Annotated in this window: 16 protein-coding genes; 8 read left to right on the top strand and 8 right to left on the bottom strand. The window is 42.9% G+C overall.

The features are described from left to right. Positions 1-150: 150 nt before the first annotated feature. The 5 genes from CCS02_RS07770 to ushA all read left to right on the top strand — a co-directional run bounded on the left by CCS02_RS07770 (position 151) and on the right by ushA (position 6,387). Positions 151-1,398, top strand: a complete 1,248-nt coding sequence (locus tag CCS02_RS07770; RefSeq protein WP_072839427.1) for an ABC transporter substrate-binding protein — start codon at positions 151-153, stop codon at positions 1,396-1,398. Positions 1,399-1,494: 96 nt separating this feature from the next. Continuing rightward, positions 1,495-2,424 (top strand): carbohydrate ABC transporter permease, encoded by a 930-nt coding sequence (locus CCS02_RS07765; protein WP_100188344.1) that lies wholly within the window; start codon positions 1,495-1,497, stop codon positions 2,422-2,424. Continuing rightward, positions 2,417-3,319 carry a carbohydrate ABC transporter permease gene (locus tag CCS02_RS07760; RefSeq protein WP_100188343.1) on the top strand — a complete coding sequence of 301 codons (903 nt, stop codon included), beginning with the start codon at positions 2,417-2,419 and terminating at the stop codon, positions 3,317-3,319. The genes CCS02_RS07765 and CCS02_RS07760 overlap by 8 nt, the downstream gene beginning before the upstream one ends. A gap of 102 nt (positions 3,320-3,421) precedes the next feature. Next, the gene (locus tag CCS02_RS07755) at positions 3,422-4,531 is read left to right on the top strand and encodes an ABC transporter ATP-binding protein (protein ID WP_100188342.1); all 1,110 of its coding nucleotides are present in this window, start codon (positions 3,422-3,424) and stop codon (positions 4,529-4,531) included. A gap of 248 nt (positions 4,532-4,779) precedes the next feature. Continuing rightward, positions 4,780-6,387 (top strand): bifunctional UDP-sugar hydrolase/5'-nucleotidase UshA, encoded by a 1,608-nt coding sequence (ushA, locus tag CCS02_RS07750; protein ID WP_100188341.1) that lies wholly within the window; start codon positions 4,780-4,782, stop codon positions 6,385-6,387. 124 nt (positions 6,388-6,511) lie between these two features. Here ushA and CCS02_RS07745 read toward each other — a convergent pair whose 3' ends face one another. The 4 genes from CCS02_RS07745 to rph all read right to left on the bottom strand — a co-directional run bounded on the left by CCS02_RS07745 (position 6,512) and on the right by rph (position 11,357). Beyond that, entirely contained in the window at positions 6,512-7,027 is a 516-nt protein-coding gene (locus tag CCS02_RS07745) for a hypothetical protein (RefSeq protein WP_072839422.1), read from the bottom strand. 105 nt (positions 7,028-7,132) lie between these two features. Then, positions 7,133-9,547 carry a sensor domain-containing protein gene (locus CCS02_RS07740; RefSeq protein ID WP_100636274.1) on the bottom strand — a complete coding sequence of 805 codons (2,415 nt, stop codon included), beginning with the start codon at positions 9,545-9,547 and terminating at the stop codon, positions 7,133-7,135. A 23-nt stretch (positions 9,548-9,570) separates the two neighbouring features. Continuing rightward, positions 9,571-10,365 carry a substrate-binding periplasmic protein gene (locus CCS02_RS07735; RefSeq protein ID WP_100188339.1) on the bottom strand — a complete coding sequence of 265 codons (795 nt, stop codon included), beginning with the start codon at positions 10,363-10,365 and terminating at the stop codon, positions 9,571-9,573. A 272-nt stretch (positions 10,366-10,637) separates the two neighbouring features. Continuing rightward, complete coding sequence (rph, locus tag CCS02_RS07730; protein ID WP_012072021.1) at positions 10,638-11,357, bottom strand: ribonuclease PH; 720 nt, start codon at positions 11,355-11,357, stop codon at positions 10,638-10,640. Between the two features lie 179 nt (positions 11,358-11,536). Here rph and CCS02_RS07725 point away from each other — a divergent pair, with 179 nt between their 5' ends. Together CCS02_RS07725 and CCS02_RS07720 are read left to right on the top strand one after the other, a co-directional pair. Further along, positions 11,537-12,403: a YicC/YloC family endoribonuclease gene (locus tag CCS02_RS07725; protein WP_100636273.1), complete on the top strand. Its 867-nt coding sequence runs from the start codon at positions 11,537-11,539 to the stop codon at positions 12,401-12,403. Positions 12,404-12,581: 178 nt separating this feature from the next. Beyond that, the gene (locus CCS02_RS07720; RefSeq protein WP_100636272.1) at positions 12,582-14,291 is read left to right on the top strand and encodes a diguanylate cyclase; all 1,710 of its coding nucleotides are present in this window, start codon (positions 12,582-12,584) and stop codon (positions 14,289-14,291) included. An 84-nt stretch (positions 14,292-14,375) separates the two neighbouring features. Here CCS02_RS07720 and CCS02_RS07715 read toward each other — a convergent pair whose 3' ends face one another. Beyond that, positions 14,376-15,209 carry an ion transporter gene (locus CCS02_RS07715; RefSeq protein WP_100636271.1) on the bottom strand — a complete coding sequence of 278 codons (834 nt, stop codon included), beginning with the start codon at positions 15,207-15,209 and terminating at the stop codon, positions 14,376-14,378. 240 nt (positions 15,210-15,449) lie between these two features. Between CCS02_RS07715 and CCS02_RS22465 the strand changes: the two genes are divergently transcribed. Then, positions 15,450-15,584, top strand: a complete 135-nt coding sequence (locus CCS02_RS22465; RefSeq protein ID WP_048814164.1) for a hypothetical protein — start codon at positions 15,450-15,452, stop codon at positions 15,582-15,584. Positions 15,585-15,818: 234 nt separating this feature from the next. Here the strand turns inward: CCS02_RS22465 and CCS02_RS07705 are convergent, their stop codons facing one another. The 3 genes from CCS02_RS07705 to CCS02_RS07695 all read right to left on the bottom strand — a co-directional run bounded on the left by CCS02_RS07705 (position 15,819) and on the right by CCS02_RS07695 (position 20,541). Continuing rightward, positions 15,819-16,043, bottom strand: coding sequence for a prevent-host-death protein (locus CCS02_RS07705; protein WP_072839403.1), 225 nt, complete (start codon positions 16,041-16,043; stop codon positions 15,819-15,821). 292 nt (positions 16,044-16,335) lie between these two features. Then, complete coding sequence (locus CCS02_RS07700; protein ID WP_100636270.1) at positions 16,336-17,358, bottom strand: virulence RhuM family protein; 1,023 nt, start codon at positions 17,356-17,358, stop codon at positions 16,336-16,338. A gap of 39 nt (positions 17,359-17,397) precedes the next feature. Next, a complete protein-coding gene (locus CCS02_RS07695) occupies positions 17,398-20,541 on the bottom strand; it encodes a DEAD/DEAH box helicase (RefSeq protein ID WP_072839401.1) in 3,144 nt (1,047 codons plus the stop codon). Positions 20,542-20,708: the final 167 nt, after the last annotated feature.

Here is a 20,708-nt window from a genome sequence, read left to right as displayed (position 1 = left end):
CTCCCTTGTCAGATCCTTTGCTAAATTCTATAACTCGAATGTTCGCTTAAGCTGATCTTCAGATAGCGAAGTCGATACAAAAATAACGCAACATCAAAGTCTATAAAATGTCTTTGATTGGATGATATAACAATAACAAAGGTTCCTATCATGAAAAAAATTGCTTTCGGTTTAACCACAGTTGCACTTTCTCTAGCCGCGGCTACGGCTCACGCTGGTGAAGTAGAAGTTCTACATTGGTGGACATCAGGTGGCGAAGCCGCTGCGATCAATGTACTTAAAGAAGAAATGGTAGACGCTGGCCACACCTGGAAAGACTTCGCAGTCGCTGGTGGCGGTGGTGAATCTGCTATGACCGTTCTAAAATCTCGTGCCATTTCTGGCAACCCACCATCTGCAGCTCAAATCAAAGGCCCAACCATTCAAGAATGGGGTGACCTTGGCTTCCTAACAAATCTTGATGATGTTGCTAAAGCGGGCGAATGGGACGTTATCCTTCCTCAAGTTGTTAGTAACGTAATGAAGTACGACGGCCACTACGTAGCGGCTCCAGTAAACGTTCACCGTGTAAACTGGATGTGGGCTAACCCTGAAGTATTCCGTAAATCAGGCGCGTCTATCCCGACTACTTGGGAACAATTCATTGTTGAAGCGAAAAAGATCAAAGCAGCTGGTTTCACACCACTCGCTCATGGTGGTCAAAACTGGCAAGACGCAACCCTATTCGAAGCAATCGCTTTGGCTAAAGGCGCTAAATTCTACAACAGCGCGTTCATCGGCTTGTCTGACAAAACACTACGTAGCCAAGACATGATCGACGTATTTGATACTTTCAAACAAATGCGCGAATTCGTTGATCCAGGTTTCTCTGGTCGCGATTGGAACATCGCAACGTCTATGGTTATCAATGGTGATGCAGCTATGCAAATCATGGGTGACTGGGCGAAAGGCGAGTTTACAGCTGCAGGCAAAAAAGCAGGCATCGATTACGTTTGCTACCCAGCACCAGGCACAAGCGGTTCTTTCACTTTCAACATCGACTCTCTAGCAATGTTTAAAGTGGATGGCAAAGACAAACAAGCAGCTCAAAAAGATCTTGCTCGTTTGATTCTTGAACCTAAATTCCAAGAAACATTCAACTTGAATAAAGGCTCTATTCCAGTTCGCTTGAATATGCCTCGCGAGAAATTTGATACTTGTGCACATTCTTCAATGGATGCGTTCCTAGCAAGCTCAACGACTGGCAACCTAGTACCAAGTATGGCTCACGGCATGGCTGTGAACTCTATGGTTCAAGGCGCTATCTTTGACGTCGTGACTAACTTCTTCAATGACGAGTCTATGACGTCTAAAGAAGCGGTAGACAAGCTAGCTCGTGCTGTTAAAGCAAGTATGTAAGATCTAAATCTGCAAAGTCCTAATTTGCAGTAAACATAAGAGGCTGGTCACCTAGCCAGCCTCGTCTTAATACCTCCGAATAGTGAAGCATCAACTATGAATACTAAAGCCGCCAATTCTGGGTCAGGACAGACTCAGTCAGGACGTCCTGCGCGCCTAAGCTTGGCCGATTGGATGCCTAAAATCGTCATGGCACCAACGGTACTGGTTACCTTGGTGTGCATCTACGGCTATATGATTTGGACAGCCGTACTCTCTTTCACTGGTTCTCGCATGTTGCCGTCGTACAATTTTGTCGGCTTCGAACAATACGAGCGCCTATTCAATAACGACCGCTGGATGGTAGCCCTAACCAACCTTGGTATTTTCGGCGGCCTGTTTATTGGTATCTGTTTGTTCCTTGGCGTTACCTTGGCCATTTTCTTGGATCAAAAAATTCGTGCTGAAGGCGCGATCCGTACTATTTATCTTTACCCGATGGCGATTTCCTTCATAGTTACAGGTACCGCTTGGAAATGGTTACTTAACCCAACCAACGGTCTAGAAAAAATGATGGTCGACTTTGGTTTTGTAAACTTCAAATTCGATTGGTTGATTAACCCAGACATGGTTATTTACTGTTTGGTTATCGCGGCTGTTTGGCAAGCATCTGGTTTCGTCATGGCGCTATTTTTAGCTGGCCTGCGTGGGGTTGATGGTGATCTTATCAAAGCGGCACACCTTGATGGCGCGAGCACGTTTACCACTTACCGTCGTATTATTCTACCTTCTTTGAAGCCAGTATTCTTTAGTGCCTTGGTTGTTCTTTCGCACATTGCGATTAAGAGTTTCGACTTGGTCGCGGCTTTGACCAATGGCGGACCGGGTTATGCGTCTGATTTGCCAGCTAACTTCATGTACACCTACACCTTTACTCGTAGCCAAATCGGCTTAGGTTCGGCGTCTGCTATGGTGATGCTCGGCTGTGTGTTGGCGATTTTGGTTCCTTATTTGTACTCTGAATTGCGAGGTAAACGCCATGAGTAACCTTAATTCTACAAGTAAAAAAGCTGTTGGCCGTAAAACGTCTGGCCTAGACAAAGTATTGCGCGTTGCCTTGTACACAGTATTAATCGTCGTTGCAGCGTTTTATCTGATGCCGTTTATTGTCATGTTGATTACATCGCTAAAAGACGTTGAAGAAATTCGTACTGGTACGCTACTTTCTTTGCCTGCTTCCTTGCATTTCGACTCTTGGTCAAAAGCTTGGTCAAGCGCATGTACGGGTAGTAGTTGTGGTGGTATCTCACCTTACTTCATGAACTCGTTTCAAATCGTGTTACCGGCTGTGGCGATTTCTACTCTGGTAGGTGCTATTAACGGTTATGTTATTTCTCTATGGAAATTCCGTGGCAGTGACTTTTTCTTTGCGGCGATGCTAGTTGGCTGTTTCATTCCGTTCCAAGTGATCTTGTTGCCAATGGCGCAAACACTCGGCTGGTTAGGCATCGCCAATACCACCTCTGGTTTGGTCTTCGTGCACGTGGTTTACGGTGTGGCATTTACAACCTTGTTCTTCCGTAATTTCTACCAGTCCATTCCTGGCGAATTGGTAAAAGCGGCTCGCCTAGATGGCGCTGGCTTCTTTACGATTTTCTACCGCATCATTTTGCCCGTTTCTACACCTATTATCGTGGTAACGGTGATTTGGCAGTTTACGCAGATTTGGAATGACTTCTTATTTGGTGTGGCCTTCTCTGGTTTTGATACTCAGCCAGTAACGGTTGCCTTGAACAACTTGGTAAACACCAGCTTCGGCGGTAAGGAATACAACGTTGATATGGCCGCTGCCATTATCGCAGCTCTACCAACACTGGCGGTTTACGTGTTTGCAGGAAAATACTTCGTCCGTGGCTTAACAGCTGGTGCTGTAAAAGGCTAACAACGCTGCTAAGCAACCTAGCGAACATCGATAAAGACAAAATGCACTCGTGCCTTTTTACCTAACACAGCACGAGTGAACTAAAAAATTCGGAGTAATAACATGGCAAACCTAGTCATTGATAATGTTAAAAAACGCTACGGCGAGACTGAAATTTTAAAAGGCATCAATATTTCTATCAAAGCAGGTGAATTCCTGATTTTGGTTGGGCCATCTGGTTGTGGTAAATCCACGCTAATGAATTCAATTGCGGGTCTTGAAGACGTAACCGAAGGTCGCATTCTCATCGCCGACAAAGACGTGACTTACACTAGCCCAAAAGATCGTGATATCGCGATGGTGTTCCAGTCTTACGCCTTGTATCCAAATATGACCGTAGAACAAAACATCTCTTTCGGTTTGGAAATGCGCAAAGTACCAAAAGCAGAGCGTGACGTTGAAGTACAGCGCGTAGCGGAACTATTACAAATTAGTCATCTACTTGACCGTAAACCAGCGCAATTGTCTGGTGGTCAGCGTCAACGTGTTGCCATGGGTCGTGCCTTAGCGCGTCGCCCTCAGCTTTACTTGTTTGATGAGCCATTGTCTAACTTAGACGCCAAATTACGCGTAGAGATGCGTACAGAGATCAAGAAGCTGCATAAAAAGCTGGGCACAACCATTGTTTATGTAACGCACGATCAGATCGAAGCCATGACCTTGGCAGATCGCATCGCCGTAATGAAAGATGGACAAGTTCAACAGCTTGGTACACCACAAGAAATCTACGACAACCCAGCAAATTTGTTCGTTGCAGGTTTCATGGGTTCTCCAGCAATGAACTTCATTCCAACTAAGGTCGTCGAACAAGATGGCGTCCCTATGTTGGAACTGGCCACCAGCACAACCGTTGCTTTGCCATTCCCAAAACCAGAAGCATTAAAAGACTACATTGGTAAAACCATCCTACTTGGCTTGCGCCCTGAAATGATCACTGAACCTCAGCCGCACAAAGAAGGGCAGCCTTTTGTGACAACGACAGATGTCGAAGTCGAAGTGACTGAACCAATGGGTGCCGACACCATGATTCTGACTCGTGTTAACGATGCCGAGATCAACTGTCGTTCTAACCCAATGTACCCAGCTGACGCAGGTTCCATCATCAAAATGATGTTTGATACCTCCAAAGCAGTTGCTTTTGATAAAGAAACGGGACGACGTCTAGATCTCTAATTATTTATATTGCTAATGGTGTAACCGTTTAAGCAGCCTGCACAGAGTCTATCTCTCTGTCGCAGGCTTTTTTTTGGGAAAAACGTCAAGTTTTTGCACAAATGGTCAAAATTACTGCACAGTCTCTCGAACTTGTCACAAATTTGAGATACATTTTAGAACCGTAATCAAAAAAGCAACTCCATAGTGGCATTTGGTTATCTCGAATCGAAGAACTGCCGACTAATATCATGTAAAGGAATCAAACCATGAATTTTACCAAGCGTTTTATCACGCAACTGGCCATTACTGGTGTCGCATTATCTGTGACTGCGTGTTCTATGATGGGACCGCAAAAACCAGATTGGCAAGAAGACAAAGAATATCGAGTCACTATTTTGCACACTAATGACCATCACGGTCGTTTCTGGCAAAACGGCAATGGCGAATACGGCATGGCCGCTCGTAAAACCTTGATCGACAACATTCGTGAAGAAGTAGCGCTAGACGATGGTAATTCCCTATTGCTATCCGGAGGTGATATCAACACAGGTGTACCAGAATCAGATCTACAAGACGCGGAGCCAGATTTCCGCGGAATGAATATGCTGAAGTACGATGCGATGGCGCTGGGTAACCACGAATTCGACAACCCGCTTTCTGTACTGAAGAAGCAACAAGAATGGGCGGGCTTCCCTTTCCTTTCTGCGAACATTTTAGATGCAAAAACTGGCAAACCTTTGTTTGAAGCCTATAAAATCTTCCAAGTAAATGATCTTAAAATCGCTGTCGTTGGTTTCACTACAGACGATACAGCGAAACTGGGCAACCCTGAGTTCCTAGATGGCATCAAGATCGAATCACCTATTACTGTTGCTAAAAAATTGATCCCTGAACTGCGTAAAAAAGCTGACTTAGTCGTTGCGGTTACTCACATGGGTCACTACCAAGATGGTAACTACGGTGGCAATGCACCTGGCGATGTAACGCTAGCACGTACAGTTCCTGGTATTGATGTAATTGTGGGTGGCCATTCTCAAAACCCACTTTTCCAACCTGATGAGCAAAACGGTACGCTGATTCTGCAAGCGCATGAATGGGGTAAATACGTAGGTCGCCTAGACTTTGTCTACAAAAATGGCGCGATTGTTTGGTCTCAATACAAACTTATTCCGGTTAACTTGAAGAAAAAAGTCACTAATGCAGATGGCAAGTCTGAACGTGTTTTCATTGAAGACGAAATCGCCCAAGATCCAACCATGCTTGATATGTTAACGCCGTTCCAAGAAAAAGGTCAGAAAGAGCTTAATATCGAGATTGGCTTCTCTGACACAGACTTCGTTGGTGACCGCGATGTCGTTCGTAACCAAGAAACCAACTTAGGTAACTTGATTGCTCTAGCAATGAAGCAAAAAGTGAATGCGGATATCGGCGTTATGAACTCTGGTGGTATCCGTGACAACTTAGAAAAAGGTGTCGTTACTTATAAAAGCGTTTTGAAAGTTCAGCCTTTCGGCAACATGGTGTCGTATGTTGATTTCACTGCCAATGAGCTAACAGATTACCTTTCTGCAGCAGCAGCGAAACAAGCGGGAACTGGTGCATTTGCTCAATTCAGCGGTGTATCTTTGACACTTAAAGATGGCAAAGCGACTAACATCATGGTCAACGGTAAAGCGCTGGACGTTAGCAAAACTTACCGCATCGCGATGAACAACTACTCTGCTTCAGGTGGTGATGGTTACCCTAAAATCGTTGATCATCCAAACTACGTTAACTCAGGTTATGTAGATGCAGACGTTCTAGTGGAATACATTCAGAAGAACTCACCACTTGATGGCGCTAAATTTGCTCCAACAGGTGCCGTTAAGCGTTAATACCATTGATTTTTCACTAAAGTAACCAAGTAATTGGCTACTACTAAAAAGCCTCAATAGACATCAACCTATTGGGGCTTTTTCATGAATAAAATTCGCAGTGAATATTACTTCCCAGTAATGCTTATCTTTTATAAGTCAAAGACCAGGTCAAAGGCGTCGGTAGCTTTTCAGATTCTAATTTAACGGTGAACAGCAGCTCGTTCTCGCCAACTTGTTTCCAAGTATTAGTGCGCTTGCCTCGCTCAGATTCAAGCACTACAACCACTGCATCGCTAGTTTGCTGATACGTGCCAGAGATCTCAACGCCTTCTTCGTCTTTCTTGATCACTTCGCCATTAGCAGTAAGCGGTATGGTATCGGCTTTAGCATCGTCACACTGGAACTGGAACTGTGTGGCTTGCCAATCCAATAACCATTGCTGACAAATTTGCGTTTGCTTTTTCAATACAGGTCGCGCCAAAGCACGAATAAAAAAGTTCATCTCTTGCGCCACGTTTTCAACCGCCACGTCTAACTTGGCCTGAGTGCTATCTGCATCTTGCAACATCCACTTACCTGCTAAAACATCGCCTGATGCTTGCGCGCCAGAACTAAACACCATAGCGGCAACGATTCCAACACCAATCAGTTTCTTCACCTTGCTTCTCCTTATTTTTATTGTGAATAGATAATGGCAAAGAAGCACAATATTGTAAGGCGCAAAAACGCGCACAATGACTGACATTTAACGCCATTCTTGCTATTAAGCGTTTTGGTACTGCAATGGAAACGTGATATCGCCAGAGAGATATTGAGTTGCTGTGTCGGCTTTTACAGGTTTAGAGAAGAAATAACCCTGATATTTCGCGCAGCCCATGTTTTCTAGAATATATTTTTCTACCTCATGCTCTACGCCTTCAGCGAGTACTGACAAGTTCATGTGAGTCGCCATAGACACGATTGTATTAATGATGACATGACTCTGTGGATCACTAGTCAGATCTCGCACAAACGACTGATCAATTTTTAGCTGGTTAATAGGGAAATGCTGTAAATAACGCAGCGACGAATACCCAGTTCCAAAGTCATCGATAGAAAAACGAATATTATGCTCTTTGAGTCGCCACATTTTTTCAGCAACAGAAGCAATATTTTCGACCAACATACCTTCGGTGATTTCTAAATCGAGCAAGCTTGAATCAACTTGAGTCCGGCCGATCACATCGCAGACGCTTTCAACAAAGCTCTCCTTAGCAAACTGATACGGACTGATGTTTATCGCCACGCCTTTAAAAGTCGGCGGAAGGCCAATATCTTGCCACGCCTTTAATTGCTGACAGACATTTTCTAGAACCCAGTTTCCGACGTCGTAAATTAAACCAATTTCTTCCGCTATTGGGATAAAACGATTTGGTGGCACTAATCCTAGCTCTTCATTACTCCAGCGAATGAGCGCTTCAAAGCCTATCAATTGGCCATGCTCATTCACTTGAGGCTGATAAACTAAATAAAACTCATCGTTGCTAATCGCACGGTGTAGAGCTTTTTCTAACGCAGCTCGCTCGGCAACTTGCTGCTGCATTTCTTGTCGATAAAAACGGTATGCATTACGGCCGCTTTCTTTCGCTTCGTACATGGCAGTATCAGCTTGACGTAATATCTGCGCATCATTCGCACCATCAAAAGGAAACAAGCTAATACCAATACTCGCAGAGATAAATAAATCCGTTTGCTCTAAACGAAACACCTGGCATAGCTGTGACAGCAAGGTTTCTGCCAGTAAAGTGACTCTGCTTTGAGCTTCTTCGCCGTTACCTCCCAATACAGGAATCAATAACACAAATTCATCACCGCCCATGCGGACCGCAATATCAGCTTGTGACAAACAGGCTAGAATACGTTTTGAGGCTTCCACCAAAAGCGCATCACCAACGTGATGCCCCATGGAATCATTGATATTTTTAAAGCGATCCAAATCGATAAACAACAAACCACCAATATGGCCATTATTCTGTGCGGTGGTGATGACTTTTTCGATGTTCTGATTTAAAAATCGTCGATTAGGCAAATTGGTCAAAGCATCATAATAGGCCAAAAACTTAACTTGCTCTTGGTCTAATTTACGTTGCGTAATATCCCGAAAAGACGCCAAAAAATGCGCTTCATGGTCCAAAGTAATGATGTTCCCACACACCTCAACCGGAAAACTTACACCACTACTGCGACGATACTGCGCTTCGAATATTTTAGGGTCGCCCTGTGAATTATTCGTCCACTCTCTAAGTAAACTAGGTGTTTGCTCAGGATCAATTTCTTGAATGGTTAGCGTTAATAAAGTGGGCTTATCATAAGCTAATAAACGGCACGTCTCGCTGTTACAATCTAATATCTGGCCTTTCAAGTTCGTCAGCAACATACACTCACTGGACTGATGCAAAACCGCTTTAAAGTACGCCTCACTTTTTGCCAGCTCAGTTTCGACCTTCTTCCGTTTATGCCAAAGCGCGGTAATAGTGCGCGCTAAAATTCCTAATTCGTCTTCTCGAGCCGTTTGTTTAAATTTCAACTGGGCGGGATCATTATCTTCTCTTTCTAACTGGCCCAATTGATCAATTAGTCGTGATAGTGGATGCGATATCTGCACATAAAACAGCATAAACATCGCTGCACCTAGCAAAAAAGCCGACATTAGGGACGTAGTGATTAAACGAATATTTCGACGGATAAAACCATTGGTTACCGTACCACTGTCAATGGCTACCATAAGAGTTCCAACAGACAAATGGTTGTTACGCATTAACGGCAAACTAAAATGTTGTGGCAAGCCGCTAAACACCTTTTCAGATAACCAACGTAACGACAAAGGTTCTAAAGAACGATACGAGCTTGCTAATTCAGTACCTAAATCGTCTTCCAAGCGCGCCTTGTAAAAACTATTTGAACGCATTAAGCCTGTCAGTACTTTTTTAGCTAGCTCTTCATCTAAAGAATATGCCGCTTCCGTCGCGGCATTTTCGACAATATGTAAGGTCGACATGACTTGATTCTGAATAGTGGCTTTTTCATCCTGCCAATCAATAACAATTTGAAAAGTACTCATCGACAGACTAAGCAACAATATCAGCACTAATGCCCATTTAGCTTGTTTGTAAGATAGACGCTTGTGCAGTGGTAGCATAATCCCTCGCGGTGTATAGGCTGCTAATTAGGCAAGGAAGAAAATCCATATCGCTTGAATATTTCATCCCTTTTGCCGTTTTCATCCAACTCTTTCAAACCCTTATTTAATACATCACGCCATTTTTCAGCATCTGGATATTTTTTACTAAAACAGCCAGAGTAATAATCCAGTCCCAACTCAGCAACATCATAAAAACTAAGCTGATCTATTACACCCATGCGCTGGGCTGCAAAAATAGCACTGTCGCGTTCTGTCATGAAAATATCTTGGTTGCGTCGCAACACCAGATTAATCCCCTGATCCAATCCAGAGACTGAAGAATAAGGTATTTTTGCGCTGTCCAAGATATCGGTCTGAGACCAACCATTTACGGCAGATACATGGAATTTTTTTAAAACAGCCAAGGTCGAAACATCATCATCCAAGAAAGAACGACGAGTCACAAAGGCATTAGCAGAATCACTGAGAGGTGTTGAGAAAAAAGCGAATTTTTCGCGTATAGGGAGCGGTCTACAAGACACTGCGCCCAATATTAAACCCTCCTCAACGTCTCGCATAATACGCTTCCAAGGTGTTAACTCAATTCGTACCGTAACGCCTTGTGTTGCATAAGCTGCGCGCAACACATCCACATCAAAACCATATACAGCCTCCACTTTCCCAAAATCTGATGGCGGTGGTAATTCAGCAGAATCAATAATATGAGGCGGTAAATGTATAGTATGTAAAACAATTTCTTCGGCATAAATAGATGTGGCAGGCATTAACAAACAGCCCAAAGTACAAGAGATTAAAAAATGATTAGCTCCTTTCATTAAACTCTATTATCCTCTCTACTCTAGGGAAAGTTAGGCTGTCACAGCCTATTTTTTTATCGTTCAAATATGCAGCAGAATACAAAGTGACTCAAGCTTTATACATCGTCCAGCTTGCTTCGTTGCAAATTGTTACATTGCAAAAAACTAACCACCAAACCATATAACAGACAAAAAAAATCTAGCCGATGCTAGATTTTAGAAAACCGGAATATACGAGTCTCGATTTTTATTTATCGAACTCTTCTTTGTCCGTTCTTATTTATCAACTTTTATTTGTCGAACAAGGCCGCACGCTGTGCTTCCATAATTTCTGCAATGCCTTTACGAGCAACTGCCAACATGCCCATCATATGCTCGTCGCTGAATGCTTCGCCTTCTGCTGTACCTTGGATCTCAATGAAGCCACCTTTGTCGTTCATGATGACGTTCATGTCCGTTTCGGCATTAGAATCTTCTGGGTAATCCAAATCCAATACTGGAACGCCTTTGTAGACACCCACAGAAATCGCAGCAATTTGTGACACGATTGGATTCTCTTTTACTTTTTTGTTCTCAACCAATACACGCATAGCATCAGCCAAAGCAACAAAGCCGCCAGTTATAGATGCTGTACGAGTACCGCCGTCGGCTTGAATCACGTCACAGTCAATAGTGATCGTGTTCTCGCCCAATTTTTTAAGATCCACCGCCGCGCGTAAAGAGCGGCCAATCAAACGCTGAATCTCAACCGTACGGCCGCCTTGCTTACCGCGAGCCGCTTCACGATCCATACGGCTGTGTGTAGAACGAGGCAACATACCGTATTCCGCTGTGATCCAACCTTGGCCCTTGCCTTTCAAAAAACGCGGCACACCAGAAACCACAGTCGCAGTACAAATAACTTTCGTGTCGCCACATTCGATCAGCACCGAGCCTTCGGCATGTTTGGTAAAATTACGTGTGATTTTAAGTGGACGTAATTGATCTGCTTCTCTTCCGCTTGGACGCATACTTGCTCTCTCTGTCGATAAACCATCATAAAGGCGCAATTATAACGAACCCACACAAAATTGCGCCCCCAGCGACGGGAAAACATGACATTTAGCAAACCTGTCGAACACAGTCTCGTTAGGCTACAATATCGCCTTTGTTTTTCTCTCTCTATTTATTTTTTACTTAGGTATCCAACATGACAGCAAGCATGACAGCCTTCTCTCGCCAAGAAGCCGTATACGATTGGGGAACCATCAGCTGGGAAGTTCGCTCGGTGAATCAGCGCTACCTAGAACCTAGCTTTCGTCTACCAGAAAACTTCCGCGAGCTTGAATTTGCTTTTCGTGACGTGCTGCGCAAAAAAATAAACCGCGGCAAACTGGAATGCCAACTGCGTTTTCAAGGCGTAGACAAAGCGGCTACCAACTTAACCATTAATCCAAGCAACGCCCAAGCTTTGGCAAACGCCATCGATACACTCGGCACTTGGTTTAAAGATCTAGACCCGGCTAACCCACTCGACATTCTCAAATGGCCAGGCATTCTCAGTGACGAAGGCAGCGACTTTGAAATGATGAAAAAAGCCGTCGTAGAGCTCTTTAATAAATCTGTCGACGAAATGATCCAAGTTCGCCTACGTGAGGGCGCGCAGCTGAAAGATATCATCGAACAGCGCTTAGATGCCATCGATGCCATCGTCGTAGAAGTACAAGCAAAACTGCCTGAAATCATCGCCGCGCAGAAACAAAACTTACTCGATAAACTCGAAGCCGCCAAAGTCGACCTAGACCCAATGCGCGTCGAAGCCGAAATCGTCCTACTGGCACAAAAAGCCGACGTTGCCGAAGAACTGGATCGCCTAGCGACACACACCAAAGAAGTGCGCCGTCAGCTACAACAAAACGGTCCAATCGGCCGCCGCCTCGATTTCTTAATGCAAGAACTCAACCGTGAAGCCAACACGCTTTCATCTAAATCCATCGTCGTGGAAACTACACAAAGCGCCGTGGAATTGAAAGTTCTGATTGAACAAATGAGAGAACAGATCCAAAACATCGAATAATCATGCTCTGGGGAATATCATCTGAAATGCAGATATTCCCCATACCCTTCTTATTATCTTCTTAATAACAGCGCTACAAATCCAAACAATTCACACACGATCTTTTTTTGATCAATCGGTTAGAATGCATTTCTCAACGAACAATGCAAAACACAGCTCTCGTTACGGAAGATGATTCATGATGTTTAATCGCCCACTACTTTTTACTCGTTTATTTATAATGCTGTGGTGCGTTTTAGTCTCTGCTGTGGCTCTGGCTGATATTCCCACGCAAGTCATTCAAGGTTCATCTGTAAAATTAGAGCAATTTCAGATGGGATACTTTGTTGATAAAACAGAGAAAATGCTTTTCTCGGATGTACAAAAACAAGAGTTCCAGTTATCTCCAAATGGCGTGTCATTAGGCACAACATCAAGGATGACGTGGGCGAAAATCGAAATTGAGAACGAAAATACGACGCCAATTAAAGTGTATCTTCACCATCCTTATGCGTATCACAATCACAAAGTAGAACTTTATGAAGTAGTAAATGGCACGCTAACCCGTGAACGCGTGCTTGATATGGATAGAAAAGAAACACAACAGTGGATGTATCGTGGTAGCGCTGTGTTTGATATCACATTAGAGCCGAACCAGCACAAAACATTGTTTGTCAAAAGCCAGTCTTTTTCGCATCAATGGTTCACTCTTAATCTATACGATGAAGACCAGTCAAAAAGAGCCTTATTGGGTTTATACACAGACATCGCCTTGCTTGCCGGTATGTTATTGGCACTGATAATCTACAACTTCCTGCTATTCTTTTCTTCGCGTTTAAGAGAGCACTTCTTTTACGCCTGCTATCTAGTTGCTGGTGGTTTTTGGGTTGCGCTCTCTTATGGATTACTCGCTGACCTTTTTAATGTGTACGGCTCGATCACCTTAAAATGGCATTTATCGCTAGTGGCTATGCCTATATTCTTACTGCTTTTCATGATCAATATTTTTGAAACTAAGAAGAAATACCCCATAGAGCATTGGGCACTGCTTTCAATTCTTACCTTACTAATCTGTGACTTTGTTTATGGCCTGTTTGATATGATAACGGCCCTTAACTATTCCAGTACTTTGGCAGCTATCATGATGGTCGTCAGTATTTCTGTGACTATTTCTATGCTGATCCGAAAGCATCCTATCGCACCTTTCTTTTTGCTGGGTCACGGTCTATTCGCCATATTTAGCACCATGGCCGTGTTATTTTACAAAGGCAAAGCCGAATTTACTTATATCAATAGCCACGGCGTTGGCATCGGTATCATGCTTGAGGCGCTGGTATTATCTCTCATCATTGCGTATCGCATTCGTTCATTGGAAACCATGAAGGCCGCGCAAGATGAGCTGAAATTATTAGCGTCGACAGATTCACTCACTCAACTATTTAATCGACGTCACTTCAATACAGAAGCAGAATATCTATTGCAGCAAGCCAAACAGCTCCAGCAACCCGCAGCCATAGCGATGCTTGATATTGACCACTTTAAGAAAGTCAATGACACACATGGGCACAGCTTTGGTGACAAGGTCATTATTCAAGTGGCCAATACCTTAATGGCGGAATGTCGCCAACAAGATGTCTTAGCGCGTTATGGCGGCGAGGAATTTATTATCTTAATGACCAATACATCAATAGGTGAAGCATTCAACTTGGTTGAACAGATACGACAAGAACTAGCAAAAGCAACTGTAATACTAAATAACACTCAATCCGTTAACTTCACCATTAGCGCGGGTATTGCAGCTATAGATTTAGAAAACCCCATTCTAAAAAACAGCATAAACCAAGCTGACAAAGCCCTTTATCAAGCTAAAGAAAACGGCCGAAATCAATCTCTAGTATATGAGGTTTAGAGCCCCAACACGTTGAGAAAAGCGGCCTTACATCAAACATCCAATAAGTAGTAATAGCCTATAGGTTTAATTTGGCTCGCCTTCTTATTCCTGCGGTTTATTAATGTCTCGACGTAATGCCTTTAATTCGAGTTGGAGTTGTTGCATTTGCTCCAATAACTGCTGCTGTGTCGCTTTTTCAGCATCTAGCTCGTCTTTGATATCATCGTCATGCATAGTCTGAACAGCGTTGACGATGACGGCGATGAAAAGGTTGAGCATGGTAAAAGTGGCAATAAGTATAAAAGGAATAAAGAACGCCCAAGCGTAAGGGAAGGCTTCCATCACTGGTCGTGCAATACCCATGGACCAGCTTTCTAAGGTCATGACTTGGAACAGTGTATACAGTGAAGCGCCTAAGCTGCCAAACCACTCTGGAAAAGCCTCACCAAATAGCTTGGTTACCATCACCGCAGCCACGTAATACACAAGTCCCAACACCATGGCGATGGACAACATGCCATTCAGGGATTTGATTAAAGCACCGACAATTTTTCTCATTGATGGCACGAAAGTAAGTACGCGTAATACACGTAATACTCTGAGCGCGCGCAACACAGCAAAAGGACCGCTGGCTGGGACTAATGCGATCCCCACGACAATAAAATCAAATACATTCCAACCGTCTTTGAAAAAAGCAAAACGGTGCACAAGCAAACGAATAGTGAGCTCAATAACAAACACCGCCAATATGGCTTTATCCAATGCCATCAAAAACGAGCCCGCTGTTGTCATCACATCAGGCGAGGTTTCTAATCCGAGAATAACGGCATTGATTAAAATCAACGCCAATAAAATACGTTGTATTGTCGAGTTCTCAATAAACGTCTTTAAACGCTGACGCATGGAATTCGTTACAACCGCTGTTGAACTGGGCATCTATTACCTCAATACTAAATCATCCCCAAATAGGGCTAAATTGACGTCATTCTATGCTAGAGCCCAATAAGATCAATCTATTTTGATGTCAATAATTTTTCCTATAAGGTTTACAGTAAGCAGGGAATAGAAAACAGTCTGTAAAAAAACATATGTTCTAAGTTAAATCAAAATAGTGGACCATTCTTTACAAAACTTTTTGCTAATCTGTAATGACTCATATTAAAGAGAGGTTTAAACATGAAGCTTCCATTATTAGCAATTGCGGTAACACTGGTACTAGCTGGCTGCTCCAATACTTGGGAAGGTGTGAAAGAAGATTCCTCAAAAGCCTACGAAAGCACAAAAGAAACGATTCATGACGCCACTGAATAAGTCGTTCTTTTAAGTAAAGTCCCAAATTGAAAAGCCCGCTTCTACGCATAATAGTAGAAGCGGGCTTTTTCATCATCTACAGCACCAGCATGGTTTCATAAAGCAGCGGCTCAATGCTTTGTCGACTGTCCATCAAAGCAATCAGTACAACCTTGTTAGCCTCTTCATCGACTCGATAGATAATAAGATTTAAATGTCGTTTTAAACATTGGCGTGGCGATAACTTGGAAAGGCTTAGGCGTCAAATGCTTCGTCCAAGGACAGCTCGCCCTTTTGGTTCAAACTACGCTCAGAAAGGTTGATCAGCTTAAGTAAAGCAATGGTTTCTTGCGGCTCATAGTAAGCCTGCGAGGCCTGCACAACATACACCTCTTTGCCGTTCTGAGAGACGTGCAAAGGATCATCTAAAGAGAGATTATTCGCGTTTGCTTTTAGGTATGACACAGTTTGAATATTCATAAAAAGCTCCATAAGACTAATATATAAATCATTTATAGACCGATAATTTGCTTAAGCCTACACCACGTTTTCTCTAGCACTCTGGCAAAAATAGAATAACTCGCCTTTATATAGTCTAAGATTATAAATTTTATAAAATTAATAGCTTATATCGAATTTAAAGTTACCAAAATGATCACTATTATAAGTCTTACGACTCAGCCTTGTACGCAGCGATTAAGTTACGCTGGCCGTTAAGGTGAAAAAACCGGCTTTAGCCGGTTTTTTCACATCTAGGCTTAGGCGTCATGTTTTACTTATCCCCCGATCCTTCACTCTCAACCTTTTTGATCATCTTATCGAAGTCACTTTCAAATAAACGATCCTGTACGACTCGATACTTCTCAAATTCTGATTCCGCAAAGTCTTTGGCGATTTTTGCGCTGATTGATCCGGCATTAGTCAAAATATCTCTATCGTCAAACTCTAAGAACATATTCAACCGCTTCGACCAATCTTCCATCGTCATGGGAATATTGCGTCTTGCACGACTTTCCGCTAAATCAAGATACGTGTTGACGATCAGCCCTAACGACTGGAGCTCATCCTGACTGAGATAGTTTTTAGCTACGCCCACATCGGTTTTTAACACCTTTCCTTCTGGCCCTTTCGCCCAATGAGTCAGCCCCATATTTGGCTTACTGCTATCGGCTCTCGCTTTGATCAACTCGGCGGCAGTCTGTCCATGAATCGCAAAATGCAGTTTGTTTTGCACTGTCGCAAAAAAGGATTGAGTGGTTGGCGCATTTTTATTGTAATCAACACTGGTTGCGTAAATATCGGTGATCTTCTGATAAAAACGTCGTTCAGAAAGGCGAATTTCACGAATTTCTTCCAGCAAGCGCTCAAAGTAATCTTCACCCAGAAAGCTTCCGTTCTCCATGCGCTCTTTATCGATCACATAACCCTTGATAGAAAAATCTCGCAACACCTGAGTCGCCCACTGACGGAACTGAGTCGCTCGCACAGAATTCACGCGATAACCGACAGAGATAATGGCGTCTAGATTGTAATGCTGCGTATTATAATTTTTACCGTCAGAAGCAGTTATCCGGAATTTCCGGATAACTGCTTCTTCATTGAGTTCGGCTGATTGAAATATATTTTTGAAATGCTCACTGACCGTTCGGACATCAACATCGAACAGCTCAGCAATCAGCTTTTGGGAAAGCCAAATAGTGTCTTCTTCATAACGGGCCTCAATGCTCTGCTCACCAGATTGACCAGTAAAAATCAAAAACTCAGCCGTGCTATTGCGGATTAATTTGGTGATCATGGCTTTTCACTCTCTTACATTGCGTTTCAAAAACACTTTCTACCCCACAGCCAGTTTAGCCGCTTGTTTCCACATAAAGTTTGGTATGGCTTGCTGTAATCGCCATGTGATACTCATTGGTTGAGAACCCGTATGAGCAATATAATTCACTTCGCCAAAATTCACGAAACTCATTGTACGGCCATTTTCATCTTTGCTTTGTTCACGTACAAATAAGAAAACACGCTTGCTATTTTCATTCTGTTCGACATAGCCAAGTCCTTTTCCTTTATCTGGTCGCGCACTGTTTTGCGACTGCCAATGAAATAAGTGCTCGTTAATTGCGTAGTCGTGATACATGGTAGTAGGAGAAAATTGCTTTTCACTTTTATTCAGTGTGACAAATAAAATCTCTACATTATCTTCTTTGATTTCTAACACACCTTCACGAGCAGGCGAACGTTTTTCAAATGTTGACGCGCCAAAGCCGACCAAAATTTGCTCCCGAGTGTAGCGAGCATGTGACATTAGCGGATTAGATATCATATCTAACATAGGTAATTCTTGATGCTGAATACGGTTTATTAAAATCGTTAATACATCAACAAGCTCAGCTCGTAAATGCACATTATCAAGCGCTTTCAGACTCGCTTGCAGCGAAGAAAAACCCAACTCAATACCACTTTTTTGCCAAAAGTCATAATGGCACATGAGCGCCATTCGTTGATCCATATCGTCGCTCAATACAAACTTGCTCAAGCATAAGTCACGCAAAAAACTCAAATAGCTATAAGAGTCACAAACTAGAAATCGAGTATCAATTGCCCGTTTATAAATGTTTTGTAACTCAACATTATCGATCTCTCGAACTTCATTCGTATTGGTAGCATTGACTAGAGCACTCCAACTATCCGCTTTATAAATATCCTCTAAACTCACCTGCGGATAAATTTTAAGAAAATTAGACAGCGATAAATCTAATGTAGAATGCTGATCGAATCGACGAATCAGTCCTAACAATCGAGTACGAGTTACACTGGCTTGACGAATATTCTGCAGTACCATGTCTTGCGTGCGCCTTGTCAATTCAATACGACAACCAAGTGGTGCTTGAGGGAAGCCCTGTTTAACTTCATCACTAATCGCTCGATTACTTTTGCCGACTAACGCTCTGAACTTACTGGCAAAATCGTATTCTGGACGAGAGTTACCGACAAAATCCAAAACGGTGCAACATTCTTTACCATTAGCCAAGCGTAAACCACGGCCTAACTGCTGTAAAAAAATGGTTAGACTTTCCGTCGGTCGTAAAAACAACAAGGTATCGACTTCTGGGATATCAACTCCCTCATTAAAGATATCGACGACACACAACACATTAATTTCACCGGACCGAATTGCCTGTTGCTTCTGCTGACGCTCATTACTGTTATCACTGGTAAGTACGTCAGCCTTAACGCCTTTTAACAGCAATTGTCGCACCATGTAATTCGCATGATCACGGCTCACACAAAAGGCCAATGCCTTCATTTGGTTAAGATCCGTTACGATCTCCTGCAAACTCAGCAATATTTTATCAAAACGTGCTTGGTTATGTGTGTATAGGTTTGTCAGCTGAGCAATATCATAACGACCACGGCTCCACGAGATATTACGCAGATCAGTCTCGTCATCTATCCCAAAGTATTGAAAAGGAGAAAGGTGACGTTGATTAATCGCTTCTGGTAAGCGCAGCTCAGCGGCAATGACACCACCAAAATCAGCAAGAATATCACCGCCGTCATGACGTTCCGGCGTCGCTGTCAGACCTAATAGAATATCCGACTGAAAATAGTTTAATACTTTACGATAACTGCTCGCCGCAATGTGATGGACTTCATCAATCACAATGTAGTCATAAAAATCTGCGGTTAAGTTTGACTGCTCTAACTGACTGTTAAGAGTCTGAATAGAGACAAACAGTTGGCGGTAATGTTCCGGCGTGTGGCTGCCGACCCATAGTTCACCAAACGATCCATTTCGCAACACACCTCTATAAGCCGAACGCGCTTGTTTTAATATTTCCTCACGATGGGCAATAAATAGAAAGTTAGCGTTAGGTTTAGTCTTTAAAAACTGGGCAAAATCAAACGCAGAAATAAGCGTTTTTCCTGTTCCCGTAGCGGCTACAACAAGATTTCTAAAACGTTGATGAACACTACGCTCAACGGCTAACTGCTCTAAAATTTCGAGTTGATGTGGAAAAGGGGTGATGTCGAAAAAATGCGACTGACTAGTATCACTATCACCTCGCTGTTGCCTCAAAGCCCGTTTCAATTTCTCAGAACTGGTAGCATCACCATTAAACTCTTCAAACTCATTCGATGCCCAATAGGTTTCAAACGTACTCAGTGATTTATTGATAATGTGTGGGATTTCTTGCGACGTGATTTTTAAATTCCATTCAAGGCCATTGGTAAGTGCAGAATGAGACAGATTGGATGAGCCGATATAACCTGTATGAAAGCCTGTATCACGCAAGAACAGATAACTCTTAGCATGAAGCCGTTCTCGCTCGGTGTTATAGCTTAACTTTACTTCGGTATTAGGGAGACTAGCTAAATACTCTACCGCTTTAGCATCGGTGGCGCCCATGTATGAGGTCGTAATAATTTTTAACTCTCGACCACTTCGAGTAAATTCTTCAAGCTCTCGTCGAAAGATTCGAATACCAGCCCATTTTATAAAGGACACCAACCAGTAAATTTTATCGGCGGAAAGAATTTCTCTTTTCAGCTCAGACTCAAGCGATAAACCCGCATTGCTGCCACAAAAAAGCTCACTTTGAGTTAATCCAGTCAGAGGAAAAATATCTTTTACATATTGCTTTAAGTTCGCAGCAACAGGATTTTCTAACTCATACAACGCAGTAAGTATTCTACCTTGGCAATCCAGTAGGTTTTCATCAATAAAATCATCATCTTGCAGTCGCTCTTTGAGCCATAGCATTAGCTGGTTCGCAAAGTGGATTTGCTCTTGTAGCTGATCATCTCCAGACGGAATAGAGTTCACGGCAAACTCTAAAATACGACTCAAGAATCGGGAAAGCCAAACACCGGCTTCACTTGCCTCAAGCTGGCGCTCACCAATATAAAAAGATTGTTTATCTAATCGCGAAGAAATCAGTTGAGTAATCAACTGCTCGTAGATGCCAACTTGCTGCATGAGTGATTCATAATCCTTTGAATGAGGTGAGTATATCTAAACTATTAGACCAGGCAGACTTACAAAAGGAAACCATACATCCTTAAATGATCATCCGTATTAAAAGCCGCGGTGTTAATCACCATTATTCGCCATAGTTAAGCAAAAGCAGCTTTATATTAAACGTC

This window comes from Marinomonas sp. ef1, assembly GCF_002806845.1.
Classification (GTDB): domain Bacteria; phylum Pseudomonadota; class Gammaproteobacteria; order Pseudomonadales; family Marinomonadaceae; genus Marinomonas; species Marinomonas polaris.
This window is presented reverse-complemented; position numbering and strand designations above follow the sequence as displayed.